Source organism: Alteromonas ulvae, from assembly GCF_048987005.1.
Taxonomy (GTDB): Bacteria; Pseudomonadota; Gammaproteobacteria; order Enterobacterales; family Alteromonadaceae; genus Alteromonas.
On record NZ_CP185261.1, the window covers coordinates 1,234,380 to 1,252,462 of the forward strand.

The window sequence follows — 18,083 nt, forward strand, 5'->3', positions numbered from 1 at the left end:
ATTAGACTGTATTTTATACGCACAACACTAACCTACTGAATAGGGAGTGCTCTGTCACTATAAAGGTATAGTCTGTATTCTATAGAAGTCGAGTAGGTGAGGTTGTATCTCAAGCCTAACGAACCCACAAAAGCGATGACAGAGAAAATTCAATGAAAAAGAATATCGAACCCTGCTATTACGGCGATTATTTACAGCTAGATAAAATCCTCGGCGCACAAGAGTTACAAAGTGCTAAATATTCAGACGCGGCCCATGAAGAGATGCTGTTTATCATAGTGCACCAAGTTTACGAACTGTGGTTTAAACAAATTCTGCATGAATTAAACGCTACTATAGACACCTTCAATCAAGAGGTAGTAAAAGACCAGCAGTTGACTCAAGTTGTCCACCGCCTTCAGCGAGTCATTACCATTCAACGCTTAATGAACGATCAAATTGCAGTTATGGAAACCATGACGCCACAGCAGTTTCTTTCATTCAGAGATTATCTTGTGCCAGCGTCAGGCTTCCAAAGCATTCAATTTAAGCGCTTAGAAATATCGCTGGGGTTAAAGCGTGAATTTCGGGTGGATTTTGATAAGCAAAGTTTTTACAGTCGGTTAAGCGACGATGACAGGGCATTGTTAGAAGGCTTAGAAGCGAAGCCAAGTTTATTTGACCTTGTCGATAAATGGCTATCGAGAATGCCCCTGCTAAAAACAGATAACTTTGACTTTTGGCGCTATTACAAACAAGCCACCGATGAAATGCTCAGCGACGACCACGAGACTATATCCACCAACGATTCGCTCTCTACAACGGACAAACGCCAAGAGTTAAAAGACTGGCAGTCGACTAAGGAAAATTTTGATGCGCTTTTTGATCACGACAAGTTTGAAGCGCTTCGCAAAGAAGATAAATTTAGGTTGAGTCACGAGGCGTTATTGTCCGCACTGTTTATAAAGCAGTATTCAGAAGAGCCGGTTTTTAATCTTCCATTTCAACTTATAACCGCACTGACTGAAATTGATGAGCAATTAACTATATGGCGTTATCGCCATGCCATGATGGTACAGCGAATGCTGGGGACAAAAATTGGGACTGGCGGTTCGTCGGGACATCACTATCTAAAGCGAACAACCGAATCAAATCGCATTTTCCTCGATTTTTTTAACATGGCGACCTTTCTTTTACCAAAAGACGCATTGCCAGAGTTACCTGATTTAATTAAGCGCAGACTAGGCTTTTATCTGAACGAGTAAGTAAGTTAGAATCTGACGAAATACAGGAAAAAGGAGTATTTGTAACAAAACGTGTCGCCAAATTACGCAAAGTAAGTGAAGTGGCTGTATAAAAAGCGCGCATTGGATTAAAACTAAACAGAACCCTGAAAAAAATGTAATGAGCAGTGTTTGTGTACTCTAGGCTTTACGTTTTCTGACTTTGTTAAAAAATAAATTGAACTTTTCAGCATACACTCGTAACTGCATCTATTGACCCCCCGCCTTTTTTTGTATTAAGTATAGTTTCGGGTTCATCCCGATCATAAAAAGTTCGTTAAAACGAAATAAAAAACACACAAATAAAAAGACTAGGTCCAGGGAGACTTACATGTTTAAAAATTCTAAGTTGGCTACGTCGGTCAAATTAGCTTGCGTATTTGGTTCTGCACTCGCAGTGTCTGCAAGTAATCTTGCGTTAGCACAAGAAACAACAAACGACGATACAAATGCTGAGGAGACCGTCGAAAGAATTCAGGTGACGGGTTCTCGACTACGTCGCGATTCTAGTGACACAATCCAAGTCACTGAAATCGGTTCAGAGAGAATTGAGATACGTCAGTTCACTAACACAATAGAAGCACTGCAAGAGCTTCCGTTTGTTGGCCCGGGTTCAGACGCCACTGGTGCAAACGATCAGTTTGGGTCAAACCAAGCAAACGTCGATTTGTTAAATCTCGGTGCGAACAGAACACTTACCTTGGTAAATGGTCAGCGATTTGTTAGCTCGAACCAAGCGACAGTATTCGTTCCAGGAAATGCAAATGGTTCACAGGTTGATTTGTCTTTAATCAACCCGACGCTAATTGAAAACGTTGAAACGATTATAGGTAGCGGCGGTAGCGCAACCTATGGTGCTGACGCTGTAGCCGGTGTTGTAAACATTATTCTTAAAGACGATTACGAAGGCGTTGAAGCGCGCACACAGTTTGGAATGACAGACCGTGGAGATGGCGAAAATTTCCGCTTCAATTTATTGGCTGGTGAAAACTACATGAACGGGCGTTTAAACGTCACTGGGTCATTTGAGTACTTCAAAGCCGATGCGGTTACTAACAATGACCCTAGTCGTCTGTCGGGAAGGCAAGCAAGCCTTTTCGCTAATCCTGCTAACAATGGAAATGACGACGGTCAGCCATCTGTTCTTTGGCAGACTGGCACCACTAATCCGCTAACATCGTTTGGCGGTGTATTAATGGGTGGACAGCGAATTCAGAATTCGTCTGCCGATTTCTTTTATCCTTTTAGAAGTAGTTCAAACGCGCTGCTTGCTGAACGCTTTGCGGCCTTCACGGCTGCTGGATTAGGAACACCGTGGGAATTCGGTCAAACCGCAGCTGGTCGCGCAATCGATCCGAATCTATTTGTAGGGTCTTTCACTAACGGTACATACTTAACTGTTCCCAATACTGATCCAGCAACGGCGGGCATTTTGCCACGACGCGCAGTGCCTTTACAATTTAACTCAAATGGTCAGCTTGTTCCATTTAACATTGGTAGCATCCAGCCTGGTAGGTTGGCCGATATGAACTCTGCCCGGGGCGGAGACGGTGTTCCAGTAGGCGTCTTTGACAATGTGCGCTCAGAACAAGAGCGGGTAGCGGTAAACTTGCTGACGCGTTTTGACGTTACGGATAACATTACGTACAAAGGCGATGTTATTTACTCTAAATTAGAAGATAACTCTACCGGTGCGCCGTTATCCAACACCTCAACAGGTGCGACAACGGCAGGTAGCTTCTCTCTTCCTGTCTTCATTGATCAAAACCCCTTTTTCGGTCAGGGTAACTTAGATGTTGTTAACGGGCTAGTTGATCAAGGTCTTGAAGTACCGACTATCAATGGTGAGCGCGCGCTTTTCTTGAACCGTACATTTCGTGATATCTTGGGTGGACCGACAAACTCTGGCGGTGAAACGGAGTTCTTTAGAACGTCGCACAGCCTGACTGGCGATCTGTTCATTGGTGACCGTTTCTTCTACTGGGAAGTCAACGGTTCTTACGGACGCGTTGAGAGAACAAACTATTCTGATCAGTTGTTTGATATTGAGTTTGCCCTTGCAACAGATGTTGTAATGCAAAACGGCCAGGCGGTATGTCGCCAACAAACATTGGCACAGCCTGAGTCAATTGATGGAAGAAACCCGATTCTTTCAGGCATTAACACAGCTGTTGGTCTCACACCTACGGCAGAACAGGTAGCAGCATGTCAGCCTCTTAACCTATTCGGCGAAGGCGCTCCTTCACAAGCGGCAATTGACTACGTCACAACGAACAGCGGGTCTGAGAATGTCAGTGAACAGCTCTACTTTGGCACTAACTTCGGTGGCGATATCTACGAGTTACCAGGTGGAACAGCGGTATTCAACGTATCGGCTGAGTTCAGAAGAGAAAGCAACGAGTTTACTCCTGATGCTACTTTCGGTGGTGGTCTAGCTAGAAACACAACTGGTCAGGGGTCTAACGGTGAATCGGATTTCCTAGAGTATGGTATTGAGGTATCTATTCCTATCTTCGGTGATGATTTTACGTTCATGGCGCTTGATAGTTTGGTATTGGACGGCGCGTACCGCGTTGTTGATCGCTCCAGTAGTGGTGGCTTCCTTAACCTAGAGTCGGATGCAAAAGACGAGGTGTACAACATTGGTGCACGTTGGTCTCCATATGAAGGGGTTACGTTCCGCGGTAATGTGTCAAAAGCGGTTCGTTCACCTTCAATCGTCGAGTTGTTTGGTGCCGGTATCCAAGGTTTTGCTAGTATTGGACGTGGCGACCTTAACCCATGCGACGCTGACCGAATCGATCAAGGACCTGCCGTACGTCGAACTAACTGTGAGGCATTAACGCAAGCTGTTGGCCTTCCAGTTAGCTATTTGGATGGTTTTCAATCTACAGGCGGCAGTGCACCCGCATCTGGCTCGAGTAACGCAGGTTTAGAAAACGAAGTTTCTGATTCATGGTCTGCAGGTGTTGTACTACAGCCTAAATTCCTAGAAGGCCTAACAGTTTCATTTGATTACTATGAATTCGAACTTGAGGGTGAGCTAAGTCTAGCGGCCTTGATCTTTGACTGTTTTGATTCTGAAAGCTATCCCAATGCGATTGTAGGTGGATTTAACGCTTGTGAAGCGTTGGTTTATCCAACCCAAGACGGTGATGGGAATTGGATTGTTCCAACAAACAACCCCATTACTGGTACTCCGCTTCCTTCGGTAGCCCGCCCAGGTACGCTGGCACAAACTCAAGAAGGGATGACATCTACGTATGCGTTCTATCCAACGCTCAACAGCGGTAACTCGACGTTGCGTTCTTGGAACTTGGCTACGAACTATGCATTTGATGCCGGTGAGTACGGTTCTTTCAACATCAGAGCCCAGGTTTATCATTTGTTAGAGTACACAGAGCGTGGATTCCCGAATGAAGGCGAGTTTGACAATCCAGAATGGAATGGCAACATCTCGATTCAGCACAGCTATGGTGATTTTAGCCACTTAGTGCAGTTCTTCCATTCATCTTCTACGGTACAGAACATTCAAAATGAAGTGCCAGCGGGAGAGCTTAATCCGGCTGATGTTAGACCATCATTTAATCGAGTTAACTACAGTTCGTTTTATGATTTAAATGACAATGTACGTTTATCAGCTGTTATTAATAACGTCTTTGATCGCACTGAAGATGAAGCAGGTTTTGTCATGGGTGATGTCTTAGGTCGACGCTTTACATTGGGTGTCACTACTCGATTCTAGTGCTTGTTAATCGTATAGATTAATCTATTTGCGGTTATAACAAACGAAAGCCTAAAAACCCTCTTGATTATCAAGGGGGTTTTTTTATGTGCACAAAAACTGACAAGATATACCGGATTCAAGAAGCCTAGACCGCCAAGTTTCATACGCTGTCGTTGTATAAAGTTACTGTTATTTGATGAAACGGGTACTGAGATGCCGTCATTATTCAGAGTAGAACGATAAAATTGAAGAGGCCTGAGACGATATTTGGTGGTAAAGCGGAAGCATTATTGCAAAAAGAAATTTAACGTACGTAAGGAGCGTGGCGATTAAACATGATGAACATGGGATATGTGTAGCAGTGTTCGCTTTAGTTAGCCTTAGCACTTTTTTTACTTGGTAGATGGTATATGTGGCAGGATGAATTAACGTTTGTTTTTTAGTCAGGCAAGGTCTCATTTCATTGGTGTGGACATAGTGCTGCTTGACTAACGCTTATATTCCGTGTGAGTATAATAGATTCGTAGTGCTGGTTAGCGCCTCATGCATTACATATTCGAAACAACATTGTGAAAATTACTACGCCCCTTGCCCGAATGTTTTCCTATCGGCGAGGATTCAAATAAGAAATTTGGTTGGGAACTATGTCCAAAATGAGCAAGAGAACTCTTATTGCTTCTACTGTTATAGGTGCATTCGCACTAACAGGTAGCGCAGTCTCTGCAGATACCCTTGAAGATCTTCACAGAGAAGAAGCAAAAATTCATGCGGCTGCAGCGAAATCGCAAGAAAAAATCAACACGTTGTTTGAACAATCTCAGGAACTACTTGTTGAGTATCGTCAAACAGTAGACCAGACAGAAAACCTCAAAATCTACAACGATTATCTAGCTAGCCTTGTTGCTGACCAGCAGCGCGGCATCAATTCATTGCAACGTCAAATTGACAGCATTGAAGAAACAAAGCAGGGCATCGTTCCGCTTATGTTCCGCATGATTGATAGCTTAGAAAAGTTTATCAAACTAGATCGTCCTATTCATTTAGACGAACGTCTTCAGCGCGTTGAGCGTCTTCGCGACCTAATGGCCAACTCTAACGTTACTGTATCAGAACAGTTTCGTCAGGTGCTTGAAGCCTACCTTGTAGAAGTTGAATACGGTACGAAGATCAATTCATACCAAGGTACAATTGATGATGCAGGTACAGAAGTAACTGTTGATTTCTTCAACCTTGGTCGTGCAGCACTGCTTGCGCTTTCTCTTGATCAAACTCACGCATGGGTTTGGAACAACGAGAGCCGTGCATGGGAAAAACTTGGTGATGAATACCTTTCATCAGTTGTTGATGCAGTTAAGATGGCTAATGGCGTCGTTCCTGCAGACCTCATCAAACTACCAATTAGTGCAGCGGAGTAATAGTTAATGAAACCAGTATTCAAATCTCTTTTAGCCGCTGTGACACTAGCAGTTGCGGCAACCGGAGCACAGGCTCAGGAAGCAAAGAGCCTTAAGGACCTGCTTGACCAAGTTCAGCAGAACCGTGTTTCTGAAGCACGCTTAGATAAGCAACGTGAGGCTGAGTTTCAGTCTGCTCGTGCTGACAAGCAAGCGCTTTTAAGAAAAGCACAAAACGAACTAAAAGCAGAAGAAGATCGTGGCGATCGTCTACAGCAACAATTTTCTGACAACGAAGTAACGTTGAATGAAAAAGCAGCTGAATTAGACCAAGCAACAGGTACTCTTGGTGAGATGTTTGGTGTTGTACGTCAAGCGTCATCAGAAGCATTTGGTCGTATCTCTACGTCAATCGTAAGTGCTCAATACGCAGGTCGTGGTGAATTTCTTGCTGCAATGTCAGAAGATTCTAAAGGTCTTCCTAACATTCAAGAACTAGAAGACCTATGGTTTGCACTTCAGAAAGAAATGACGGAAGGCGGTGAAGTTGTTAAGTTTACTACTGAAGTTGTAAACCTAGACGGCGGTTCATCTCAACAAGAAATCGTACGTGTAGGTACGTTTAACCTTGTTGGTGCAGACGGTTACCTTGCATACGACGCAGAAGCAGAAGTTGTACAGCCTCTTGGCCGTCAGCCAGATGGTCATTTTGTCGCTTCAGCAAATGACTTAGTGTCTGCTACATCTGGCCTAGTTCCTTTTTATGCTGACCCTTCTCAAGGTGCAATCCTTGGTCTGTTAAAGCAAAAAGCAACGATGTCTGAGCGCTACCACGCTGGTGGACCGGTAGGTTACACAATTACAGTGATGCTCGCTATCGGTTTGCTTATCGGTGTTTACAAGCTAATTACACTTACTGTTGTTGGCGGCAAAATGCGCTCACAGCTTAAAAACGTGAACAACCCGTCTGAAGGCAACCCTCTCGGTCGTATCCTTAAAGTATACGGCGAGAACAAAAATGCTGACGCAGAAAACTTAGAACTTAAACTTGATGAAGCTATTCTTCGTGAACTTCCACGTATTGAAAGCGGCATCAACGTAATCAAGATTTTCGCAGCGATTGCACCTCTACTAGGTCTACTGGGTACAGTACTTGGTATGATTGAGACATTCCAAACCATCACATTGTTCGGTACTGGTGACCCACGTATGATGGCAGGAAGTATCTCAATGGCTCTTGTAACTACAGCTCAGGGTATCATTGCGGCACTACCGTTAATCCTTACTCACAGCATCGTAGCTTCTCGCAGCAAGTCAATCATCCATATTCTTGATGAGCAAACTGCGGGTATCGTAGCTGCGCACTCAGAGTCGGAGAAGGCGTAATATGAATTACCTGATTGGATTATCTGAATCGGTCAGGGACTTTATCGCTACCGGCGGTGACGTGCTTTATTTCGTCGCTGCCGCGCTCTTTCTCATGTGGGTTTTAATGATTGAGCGTTATTGGTATTTAACCTCTGTTTTTCCAAAGGTGAAGAAGAACATCATCGCTAATTGGGATGCACGAGCAGATACTACTTCATGGTATGCGCATAGAATCCGTGACGCGTGGATTTCTCAAGCGTCAGACGACTTAACCGCAAGAATGCTAATCATAAGAACGATTATTGCAATGTGTCCGTTAATTGGACTACTTGGAACAGTAACCGGGATGATCAGCGTTTTCGAGACAATGGCCACACAAGGAACCAGTAATGCACGTCTTATGGCATCTGGTATCTCTATGGCTACTATCCCGACAATGGCGGGAATGGTAGCAGCGCTATCTGGGCTGTTTATCAGTTCACGTCTTGAAGCGAAAGTGAAGCTGGCAAGAGAAGGGCTAGTTGATAGCCTGCCACATCATTAGAGAGAGAGATTATGCCTCGAAAAGTCAGAACCGAGGAAGAAGATGCACAGATTGACATGACTCCCATGTTGGATATTGTCTTTATCATGCTGATCTTCTTCATCGTTACCACTGTTTTCGTTAAAGAAGCAGGGATTGAAGTTAACAAGCCAGATGCGAATCAGGCGGTTCTTCACAAAAACGCAAATATCTTCATTGCCGTAACGGAAGATGGAAATGTTTGGTTAGATAAGCGTGAAGTGGCGCCGGATAGCGTAAGAGCGAATATAGAAAGACTGCTTACCGAGCAGCCAACTGACTATGTAATCATTCAAGCTGATGTTAAAGCGAAGCATGGTTTAGTAGTTGAAATCATGGATCAGGTTAAAGCCGCTGGCGTTGACCGAGTCTCGGTAGCGGCAAGGGGATAAGATGTTACGTATAATTGTATCTATATTATTAGGTGCTGGTGTTGCATTTGCCCTATTCGTTCTAATGGCCAAGCTGATTGAAAACTCATCTAGGCCAGCAGATGAAGTGCCGCCTGCGCCCGTAATCGATATTGTAATGCAGGAACCAGACGACCAGACGCAAACGCGTCAACGTGTTCCGCCTCCACCGCCGCCTCCGCCTCCACAGCCTCCTAAAATGGAGCAGGTTGAGCCAGAAGCTGCGGAGCCAGATGCTGATGGGTTTAGTTTAGCTATTCCCGCTATCGACACTGGCGGCGTAGGTGTAAATATCGGTGGTGTTGGTGCTATGCAGCGCGACGGTGAGGCAACGCCGATAGTTCGAATTGATCCTAAGTATCCTCCACAAGCAGCTAGAGATGGCCGCGAAGGATGGGTTAGGTTGTCTTTCACTATCAACGAAGTTGGTGGCGTTGACGATATCGAAGTTATCGAAGCTGATCCAAAGCGTATTTTCGACCGTGAAGCTCGCCGCGCTCTTGGCAAGTGGAAATACAAGCCTAAGATTGTCGACGGCAAAGCTGTTAAGCAAACAGGTATGTTTGTACAGTTAGACTTCAAACTGGAGCAATGATTATGATGAAACGTTCATTCAAAATGTCAGCCGTTGCTTTAGTGCTAGGCGCAGGGTCGATGTTTACATCGTCTACTGCCTTAGCGCAGTCACCTGCTGTAGAGTGTCCTGGATACGAAAAGGCCAAGACGACGCTGGTTGGCGAACGAACAGGCAAGAAAGTACAGAAAGCCTTTGAGTTTTACAACGAAGATCAAGTCGATGAAGCATTGAATATTCTCTATGATATCGATCCTTCTGATGACTTCGATAGTGCGTATGTAAAGCGTTTCATCGGAAACTTACTTGCAGCGCAAGAAGGTAAGGGCGGCAAAGCATACGAATATCTTGCTGAGTCTGTTCAACCTAAAGTGCTCAACGATCTTGAGCATGCTCAAACACTTAAACTATTAGGTGATTTGAGTATGCAGGAAGAAAAGTTCACTGACGCGGTTAAATGGTACAACTCGTGGATGGATTTTACGTGTAAAGAAGACGCTGACGTATATACACGTCTAGCACAGGCTTATTATGAGTCTAAGCAATTAGACAAAATGATTGAGCCTGCTGATAAAGCAATCGCTTTATACGAAGAGCCAAACAAAAATCCATATGTGTTGAAGCTTACTTCGTATTACGAGCGTAAGATGTTCCCTGAAACAGTTTCTGTTGCAGAAGAGTTGGTGCGCAAGTTTCCTGAAGAACCACGTTGGTGGAGTCAGTTAGGTTTCTTCTATCTTTCTGTTGAAGAATACAAGAAGGCGCTCTCAACATTCGAATTAGCCTATATTCAGGGCTATCTCGAAAAAGAAAGCGAGATCAAGGCACTTTCTCAGCTTTACCAAACTAACGGCATGCCTTATCGCGGTGCCAAGGTTATGGAAAAGTTTATTAAGTCTGGTCTGCTTGAAGAAGACGATAAGATGCTAGCAAGCCTTGCTAATGCTTATCACTCTGCTAAAGAATTCAAAACCGCAGCTAGCCTTTACGGCAAAGCCGCTAAAATGAGTTCTGATCCTGAACTTTATAAAAAGCAAGGTACATTGTTACTGGTTGCTGAGGATTATAAAGGTGCTATCTCCGCGCTTGAAAATGCGCTTGAGAGAGGGGTCGAAAAGCCTGCTAAAGTTCACTTCACATTAATGGAAGCTAACTTTTATGCTGGTAACTACAGAGAAGCCTTCAAACACATACAAGAGGCTAAGAAAGATAGCTCACTACGTCGTAATGCATCGGCGTGGGAACCTTACATAAAAGAAAAAGCGAAGAACCGAGGTATCAACATTTAATTGCTAATATCTACGCTTCGCTAGTAAGAAAGCCTCCTCATGGGGGCTTTCTTGTATATGAGCATTTTTATAGATGGACTATGCCAATTAGAGCAGATTGAATAAAATTTGCTCTCAAAGCTATACTGAATGTAAAAGGTCGCTGAGGTACAGATACTTGCCTGGCTACTTACTATTAAGGTAATTACCGTCTAGCTAGTCTTCCATATCAAGTATGGAAATAAAGCTGCTAATAATGTCCCTCAATGCCGCAGTTGTTCCTTTTTTTCCCGTTGCTTTTAGCGTGTCGGAGAGCGAATCATAGTCAGGACGAGGTTGTTGTAAAAGCCTGATCAATTCACTGTGTGTTTTACTAGTCTTGTTGTCTTTCATTTCACCCAATGCTTTAAAGAGTGAAGCTGTGATTGTGTATGTTTTTGGCTTCCTCCTTTTTAATGTACCTCTACTTAATGAATCACCAGCTAATGCTTTTGCAGTTAAGCCATTTGAGTTTGCTGTCTGTGTAGGTAATTCATCCTCTGCTGCGCTACCTCTGTTAAGCAAAGGGGGGCTGTGATTGTTTACGACATGTTCACAACAGCAAAGGGCTACTGCATTTATCTCTCCCCAGACGTTATCTAGGCTTCGATAGCCCGCTATAAAATGGCGAAGTTTGGTTACATAAAGTAATTGAAGAGAAGCAGGCAGAGAATCTAAAGTAGTTTGCTTTTGCTTAGCGTCGTATATGCTGGCTACTTCTAATGATAGTGTTTGTGCATGGTCCGAGAGAGGTGCTATTCGCAATACGCCTTTTTCACCACTAGCTTTGTTAGCCCTCTCTCCTTTATGTACGCATACAAAGTTATTCTGTTGCCAAAATCTGTCTAGTTTATCCTCTGAACCGTATGACGTAATTAAGCTGTCAATGCGAGCCTCGTTAGCAGCATTTTTTATGGATTTTAAAATAAAGGTACCAAATCCGTTTCCCTGAAGTTCTGGAAACACTGCAATGCGGTTAATGCGCCAATACTTCAAGGTGGCAAGATCAGGTTTCGCACCAATAAGCGTTAGTTGCTGTGCACCTAAATGTCCTCTAGGCCGACGTTCACCCGTTGCTATATTCTCAGCAATGTCTCGCAATTTCTCGCCACCTTCCTCATTAACAACCGCAGCACCTATAACTTTGGCGTCTTGATACAGCAAAAATAATATGAGGTCTGGGCTATCTAAAAGACGCATTAAGTCATCAGGCGTGGTTTGGTAATGGGCGAGTGTTAATAGCAGCATTACGTCTTCCAGCACTGCCTCACTGACCTGTTGAAACTTGGTTTTGCGCAACGATATGTTATTAAACGTGTTAGTCGAGTCTAGTTGCGTTTCGACTGCTTTATGGCCGTCTTCTTCATCGCCTTCAAGAAACGATTTTGAATTTTCAGGACTTGTATCAAATAAACAGGCTCTATTGATAAAGCGTTCAATGGGATCATGGCGAAACCAGCGAAGTGGTGTGCGTAACTCTACAATGTTGACAGGTTTACGTTCACGCTCATTCAAATGAAAGTTTAATTTCGGAATAAGTTTATGAATAAAGCCGCTGCCGCTGCCCTCGTAACCTTGTAATGTAGTGCTAAGCAGCCACTGTTTATGATTTTTGATTATGTTCAGCACTACGGGTATTGGTAATGAAGCCGCCTCATCGATAAAGGCGATATCACAATGACCGTTAAAAAGCATTGGATTATCAGGTGCAACCCATTCAACGGTTCCCTTGCCAATGCGTCGTTTCTTGTCCGCTGCAATATCCACAACTTTATCCGAATTTTTACTCGACACATTATTTGAAGAAGAAGGCGCAAAATGCGGATTTTTGCCAACACCGGTGTGAGTTTTATTTTGTTCGCACATTCTGTCAATCTGGCGGAAAACAGAGTGCACGTTTTCAAACAGTGTGCTTGTTAGCAGAATATGTTGGCCTTCATGTAACAAGTGCCATATGAATATTCCTAGCAGGCTTGATTTACCGCGCCCTCGGGGTGCTGCTACGAGAGTATGCAAATTATCCTCTTCAAACTGCTCACTCAACGCATCAAATGCGGCTCTTTGGTCTTTAGAGCTAAATAAAGAGGGCGTTAGGTATTGACTATCCTCATAATTATCTAAATAACCCATTGCCTGCTTTTCATTTAGATACCGTATATCTTGGCTCGGTAAATGGGTACCTTCAAGGCTGTGAATTGCGGTGTGCTGGTCATCTAAAAGTAATGCTATAAATCGTTTTAAATAAGCACTGTCATCACTTTTGTATCCGTATGAAATGAAAGAGGCATGTTGCTGCTGTGGCCACCTATCAAAAGAAGGACAGGTAACAATGAGACAACCGCCATGCATAATTGTGCCAGCTAACGCCAAAAAGTTGCCTGGACTAAACGACTCATGGCAATGAAAGATGGCTATGTCTCGTTCAGATCCCAATAGCACTTTTCTATTATTGCTTTTTAACTGGCTGTCGCTAAACGCTTCTGCAAGGCACTGGCCTGGTAGTTCAGCGAGCAAAACATCAATCGTATTGTCAATAAACTCAACGTCGCCAGATATAACAAGGAGTCGGCGATGAATCTGTGGCCGTTCTTCTTTGTTTTCTACATCGCTTTTTTGCTTTACAGCTTGCGTGTTGTAGGGGGCGAGTAGCCAATCACGTAATTGTTGTAGCGCCATGAAGAGTTTTTTTCTGTATAATTTAAGGCATATAGTAACGATTTATAGTAAGGAATTCGAATGCGCTTTCTTTCTCGGCGTTTAGTGATGCCAAACGACCTCAATTACGCCAACTCATTGTTCGGCGGTAGAGCATTGGAATGGATAGATGAAGAGGCCGCCATATGGGCTATTTGTCAGTTAGAAACCAATTGTTTGGTCACCAAGCATATTGGCGAAATTAGTTTTGAATCACCGGCTTTACAGGGTGATATTGTTGAGTTTGGTCTTGAGACCAAGGCTGTAGGGCGCACGTCTATTACGGTGAGTTGCTTAGTGCGTAATAAAGCCACTAAAAAGACGATTTGTTTTGCAGACGATATTGTTTTCGTTAAGGTCGACCCAGAGACTCGACAGCCGGCTTCTCATGGAAAGACGTTAGAAGGGTTAATTGCGCAAACCGATGATGAAGTGCGCAAACTCAATCTTAATATCGAGAATAGCTAACATAAACGATATCGTAATAACCTAGATTAAATATGACCTTAGCTTAACGAGCACTGTACTTGACGGCGTTTTTCGAAGTGGTAGACTCCATCGCGTTCGCTAAGTTAATGACTCGTGCTTTTTTATTTCATGCAGATTGCACATCAACAGTAAGTGAATTGCGAATTATACCAAGGGGTGTCCGTTTTTCGGTCTGAGATCCACACTAGTGGGAACCCTTAAACCTGATCCGGATAATACCGGCGTAGGAATGGTTGACAATATAGCCTGATCACCTGCCGCTAAACCCGGATCTTTTTTCTTATTAAGAGAACAAGAGATCCCATGTACAAACAACTTTTCACACTTTCCCTGTTAGCAACCTCAATAACTGCGATTGCGCAAACTGAAGCCTCTGATAAGGCTCAAACAAACACTGACGCCATCGACGATATTGAAAAAGTAGTGGTGACGGGAAACTTTCGTCAAACTACACTAGCTCAGCTCAGCGCCAGTGCGACCATACTTAACCAAGAGCGTTTGCGCAGCAGGCAGCCTTCTCATGTAGACAGTATTCTCAATAGTATTCCCAACGTAAATTTTGCGGCGGGTGCCTCTCGCGGCCGCTTTATACAAATTCGTGGTATTGGTGAGCGTAGCCAGTTTGCTGAGCCGATTAATCCGTCTGTCAGTTTTATCGTTGACGAGTTTGATTTTTCTGGTCTCGCTGCCTCGGGCATTATTTTTGATACTAAGCAGCTTGAAGTTTATCGCGGTCCACAGGCAACGCTATATGGAACGGGTGCGTTAGCCGGAGCAGTTAAGTTATCAAGTAATGAAACGGGTAGTGAGGCGCCTGATTATGTCGAAGCGCGAATAGGTAATAAAGATAGCTATCGCATTGAGGCTGCCACCGGTGACGACATCAACACCAATTGGGGCTATCGCGTAGCGCTGGTTCATAATCGAAGCGATGGTTTTGTCGAGAATACCTTTTTAAACAGAGACGATACGAACAATATTGACGAAACTGCGCTGCGCGTGGCTGTTGAAGGGAAACTTGATGACAAAACGACATTGGCATTGGCTTACCGTTGGTACGATATTGATAACGGCTACGACGCTTTCTCTTTAGACAATGACAACAGAACACTGTCTGACGAGCCGGGTTTTGACGAGCATCAAACACACGCAGTGAGTGCCCGTTCTACCACCACTACTGGCGCGGGTGACTTCATCGTAATCGCGACGCATGCTTCTCATAATATCGCCTATGGTTTTGACGAAGATTGGACGTTTACAGGGTTTCATCCTTTCGGCTATACATCTTTTGACGCGTACTATCGTGATGTAGAAACACAGACAGGGGAAGTACGCTTTGTGTCTTCAGATGATGCTGCGCTGTTTAGCGGTATGACAGATTGGACCGTAGGGGCTTTCTATAAACAAACCGAGGAAAACCTGTTAAGGCAATACACGTATTTAGACAGTGATTACGCCAGTGAGTTTGCCCCCACAACAACCGCGCTTTATTTAGAAACAGAAACCCGATTGAGAGATGATTTAACGCTGGTAGCCGGTATTCGCGCAGAAAACTATGATTTCGATTTTGCGGATAACCGTGGCCTGACCCGCGATAACGATACTAATATGCTAGGCGGTAAGGTGGCCCTGCAATATACTCAAGGCAATCATTTCTACTATGCGAGTATTTCTCGGGGTTTCAAGGGACCTGGCTTTAACCCTGATAACCGAGTAAACGACGAACAGCGATTCTTCGACGAAGAATACAATGTCAATTACGAGCTAGGATTTAAAGGGCCGCTATTAACCCCTGACTTAACGGCGCGAGCCGCTATTTTCTACATGGACAGGACAGACACTCAAGTGAGTGATTTTGATGTGATTACTCGTGAAGACGGCACGCAGGGCTTTATTGATATTATTGACAATGCTGATCTTGGCACCAATAAAGGGGCTGAGCTTGAGTTGTCATGGTTGATTTCTGATGTATGGCAGCTAAGCGCGAGTGCGGGATATTTATCAGCAACTTTTGAAGGATATACTCAAACTGATGGCACTCAAATCAACGAGCAGCGTCAAGCTCAGGCACCGAAGTGGACAGGTAACCTATACAGTGAATATGCGTTAACCGACAATGTGACGTGGCGGGTAGACATTGACTATAAAGACGAATATCGCTTTTCCGACGGGCATGATGTGACGTCGCCATCCACCACGTTGGTGAACTCAGAGCTGGTAGTGAACCATGGCGACTGGCAAACTTCTGTGTGGATCCAAAATGCGTTCGACAGAGAGTATTACACACGGGGATTTGGCGGCTTTAGCAATGATCCAAGAGATGAATATGCGTTTGAAGAGCCCTATTACCAGCTTGGTAATGGCCGCCAATTTGGCGTAACGGCGAAGTATGAATTTTAAGGGAGTATGAATATGCACGTCATGGTTGAGTTGTCGTTATATCCGTTGGTGAATGAGTATATTCCTCCTATTCAAGATTTTATTGATAGGCTTAATGGCTATACTGAGTTAAGCATTAACACCTGCTCTACCAGTACTCAGGTGACTGGCGATTATACAAAGGTGATGGAAATTTTAGGAAAAGAGATGCAACGGACACACGAGGAAGTAGGACAGGCGATCTTCGTCGCCAAATTCCTTAACTTTGATGCAATGCAATCAAGAAAGTCGTCGTAGTGGACGGCTTTCTTTCCGATTTTATTGCCCAAATAGTGGCTACTTCTCCACTAGAGTGGGTGGCCGTTGTGTTAGCTATAGGGTATGTGCTGCTTGCCGCAAAGCAAAACAGTTGGTGCTGGGCATGTGCATTTGTGAGCACTGGCATTTACACCTGGTTATTCTGGCAAGTCACGCTTCCCTTTCAAGCTGCCTTGAACCTGTTTTACATGGCAATGGCCGGCTATGGATACTATCAATGGTCGAAGGGCAGCACAGCAGACGGGCAGGTTAAGCCTGTGCGTTCATGGGCCCTGTGGGTTCATTGTTTGATCGTGCCCGGTATGCTGCTGCTTGCGTGGGCGTTAGCTCACGTTGCGGGCTCACAGTTCATTAGCGATTACTTACTCTTAGATGCCAGTATTAATTTACTCAGTGTTGTTACTACCTTTATGGTTGCCCACAAAATTTTACAAAATTGGGTATATTGGTTTTTTATCAACTTGGCGTCGGCCTATTTATATCTACAGGTAGGGTATGCGTTATCTGCATGTCTTTTCCTAGGGTATGTGGGCTTTTCTATATTTGGTTATTATCAATGGTTCTCCCAATGGAAAGCACAAGATGACAGACGAGCAACTGCTACAGCTGTTACGTAAGCCTCTAGGGCTGTCTGCTGAGGCAAGTTTGTATCGCTGCCCTGCAGGTGCGGTTAACCATGTATATCACTTGCGGGATGCCAACATTAGCGCGGCGGTAAAATGGCTGGGTGACGATAACTTTAGTGGCGTGAAACGACGTGAGCAATTTTTGCTGCAGCAATCCTTATCACGTTTAGGCGCCGCGCCAAAACCCATGTGGTTAAGTGGCGACGAAAAAATTTGGATCGAGGAATGGATTGATTGTGATGCTATTCAGCCAGAGCAGGAGCACAGTGCTCGGGAAAATAGTGCTCAGGAGAGTTCTAGTCAGTGTAGCCTTGAACTAGAAAGCGCTCAGCAGCAACACCCTCAGAAGAAAAAAAACGGGCAAAAAATGACTACAGATCCGCAGGAATTGACTCCACAGCAGATGGCGCAGGTTTTAGCAAGGCTTCATGCATTACCTGTCAGCGGTCATCCTTTGAACCTGTATGCACGTTGGCAGCATTATCTTGAAGTGGCCAACATTACTCCGACAAATGCTTTATTCGATAAAGTGTGTGAGCTGAGGCATCATGTTATCTGCAGCGAAAGAGCGTCCTGTGGCGATGTTGATGCCGAAAACAGGAGCAATGATAGTGTTGGCAAGAGCGATATCGTTATTTGCCACAATGATTTATTAAAAGCGCATGTTTTAAAAGCGACAGCCACCCCCCCTCTTCTGATTGATTGGGAATACGCTGCTGCCGGCAACCGTTATTTTGATTTAGCGTCATGTTGTTTAATCAATGAGTTTACCGATGCCGAAAGTGCGCAGTTAGTTAACGCTTACGCCGATGAAATGGGTATTTGCCCACAAAGAGCACTGTCGCAGCATAAGTTGTTCGCTGACATTGTGGAAGTAACCAACGCGTTATGGCGCGCGGCAATGGATGCGGCAGCGAATAATGAGACATTTTGAATGAAATTTCAACGCATTGAGTGTAAATTAAGCATGAGA

The 18,083-nt window shown here is 44.3% G+C and carries 14 protein-coding genes and 1 riboswitch; of the genes, 13 read left to right on the forward strand and 1 reads right to left on the reverse strand.

The window, feature by feature from the left end; genetic code table 11:
* Positions 1 to 152 precede the first annotated feature (152 nt).
* The 8 genes from ACOJR9_RS05455 (at position 153) to ACOJR9_RS05490 (ending at position 10,586) form a co-directional block, all read left to right on the forward strand.
* Entirely contained in the window at positions 153 to 1,244 is a 1,092-nt protein-coding gene (locus tag ACOJR9_RS05455; RefSeq protein ID WP_420935340.1) for a tryptophan 2,3-dioxygenase family protein, read from the forward strand.
* Positions 1,245 to 1,593: 349 nt separating this feature from the next.
* Entirely contained in the window at positions 1,594 to 5,007 is a 3,414-nt protein-coding gene (locus ACOJR9_RS05460; protein WP_420935341.1) for a TonB-dependent receptor domain-containing protein, read from the forward strand.
* 635 nt (positions 5,008 to 5,642) lie between these two features.
* Positions 5,643 to 6,404, forward strand: coding sequence for a DUF3450 domain-containing protein (locus ACOJR9_RS05465; RefSeq protein ID WP_420935342.1), 762 nt, complete (start codon positions 5,643 to 5,645; stop codon positions 6,402 to 6,404).
* Positions 6,405 to 6,410: 6 nt separating this feature from the next.
* Complete coding sequence (locus tag ACOJR9_RS05470) at positions 6,411 to 7,769, forward strand: MotA/TolQ/ExbB proton channel family protein (protein ID WP_420935343.1); 1,359 nt, start codon at positions 6,411 to 6,413, stop codon at positions 7,767 to 7,769.
* 1 nt (position 7,770) lies between these two features.
* Positions 7,771 to 8,295 carry a MotA/TolQ/ExbB proton channel family protein gene (locus ACOJR9_RS05475; protein WP_420935344.1) on the forward strand — a complete coding sequence of 175 codons (525 nt, stop codon included), beginning with the start codon at positions 7,771 to 7,773 and terminating at the stop codon, positions 8,293 to 8,295.
* Between the two features lie 11 nt (positions 8,296 to 8,306).
* A complete protein-coding gene (locus ACOJR9_RS05480) occupies positions 8,307 to 8,705 on the forward strand; it encodes an ExbD/TolR family protein (protein WP_032094465.1) in 399 nt (132 codons plus the stop codon).
* A gap of 1 nt (position 8,706) precedes the next feature.
* Complete coding sequence (locus ACOJR9_RS05485; RefSeq protein WP_420935345.1) at positions 8,707 to 9,318, forward strand: energy transducer TonB; 612 nt, start codon at positions 8,707 to 8,709, stop codon at positions 9,316 to 9,318.
* Between the two features lie 2 nt (positions 9,319 to 9,320).
* The gene (locus ACOJR9_RS05490; protein ID WP_420935346.1) at positions 9,321 to 10,586 is read left to right on the forward strand and encodes a tetratricopeptide repeat protein; all 1,266 of its coding nucleotides are present in this window, start codon (positions 9,321 to 9,323) and stop codon (positions 10,584 to 10,586) included.
* A gap of 195 nt (positions 10,587 to 10,781) precedes the next feature.
* On the opposite strand, the gene ACOJR9_RS05495 is transcribed toward ACOJR9_RS05490, so the two are convergent.
* A complete protein-coding gene (locus ACOJR9_RS05495; protein ID WP_420935347.1) occupies positions 10,782 to 13,280 on the reverse strand; it encodes a GNAT family N-acetyltransferase in 2,499 nt (832 codons plus the stop codon).
* A 60-nt stretch (positions 13,281 to 13,340) separates the two neighbouring features.
* Here ACOJR9_RS05495 and ACOJR9_RS05500 point away from each other — a divergent pair, with 60 nt between their 5' ends.
* The 5 genes from ACOJR9_RS05500 (at position 13,341) to ACOJR9_RS05520 (ending at position 18,044) form a co-directional block, all read left to right on the forward strand.
* On the forward strand, positions 13,341 to 13,766 hold the full coding sequence (locus tag ACOJR9_RS05500; protein WP_032094467.1) for an acyl-CoA thioesterase: 426 nt from the start codon (positions 13,341 to 13,343) through the stop codon (positions 13,764 to 13,766).
* Positions 13,767 to 13,929: 163 nt separating this feature from the next.
* Positions 13,930 to 14,034: riboswitch (TPP riboswitch) on the forward strand.
* Positions 14,035 to 14,090: 56 nt separating this feature from the next.
* A complete protein-coding gene (locus tag ACOJR9_RS05505; protein ID WP_420935348.1) occupies positions 14,091 to 16,187 on the forward strand; it encodes a TonB-dependent receptor in 2,097 nt (698 codons plus the stop codon).
* A gap of 12 nt (positions 16,188 to 16,199) precedes the next feature.
* Entirely contained in the window at positions 16,200 to 16,463 is a 264-nt protein-coding gene (locus ACOJR9_RS05510) for a hypothetical protein (protein WP_420935349.1), read from the forward strand.
* Entirely contained in the window at positions 16,463 to 17,101 is a 639-nt protein-coding gene (gene pnuC, locus ACOJR9_RS05515) for a nicotinamide riboside transporter PnuC (protein ID WP_420935350.1), read from the forward strand. Before ACOJR9_RS05510 ends, pnuC begins: the two co-directional genes overlap by 1 nt.
* Complete coding sequence (locus ACOJR9_RS05520) at positions 17,067 to 18,044, forward strand: phosphotransferase (RefSeq protein ID WP_420935351.1); 978 nt, start codon at positions 17,067 to 17,069, stop codon at positions 18,042 to 18,044. Before pnuC ends, ACOJR9_RS05520 begins: the two co-directional genes overlap by 35 nt.
* Positions 18,045 to 18,083: the final 39 nt, after the last annotated feature.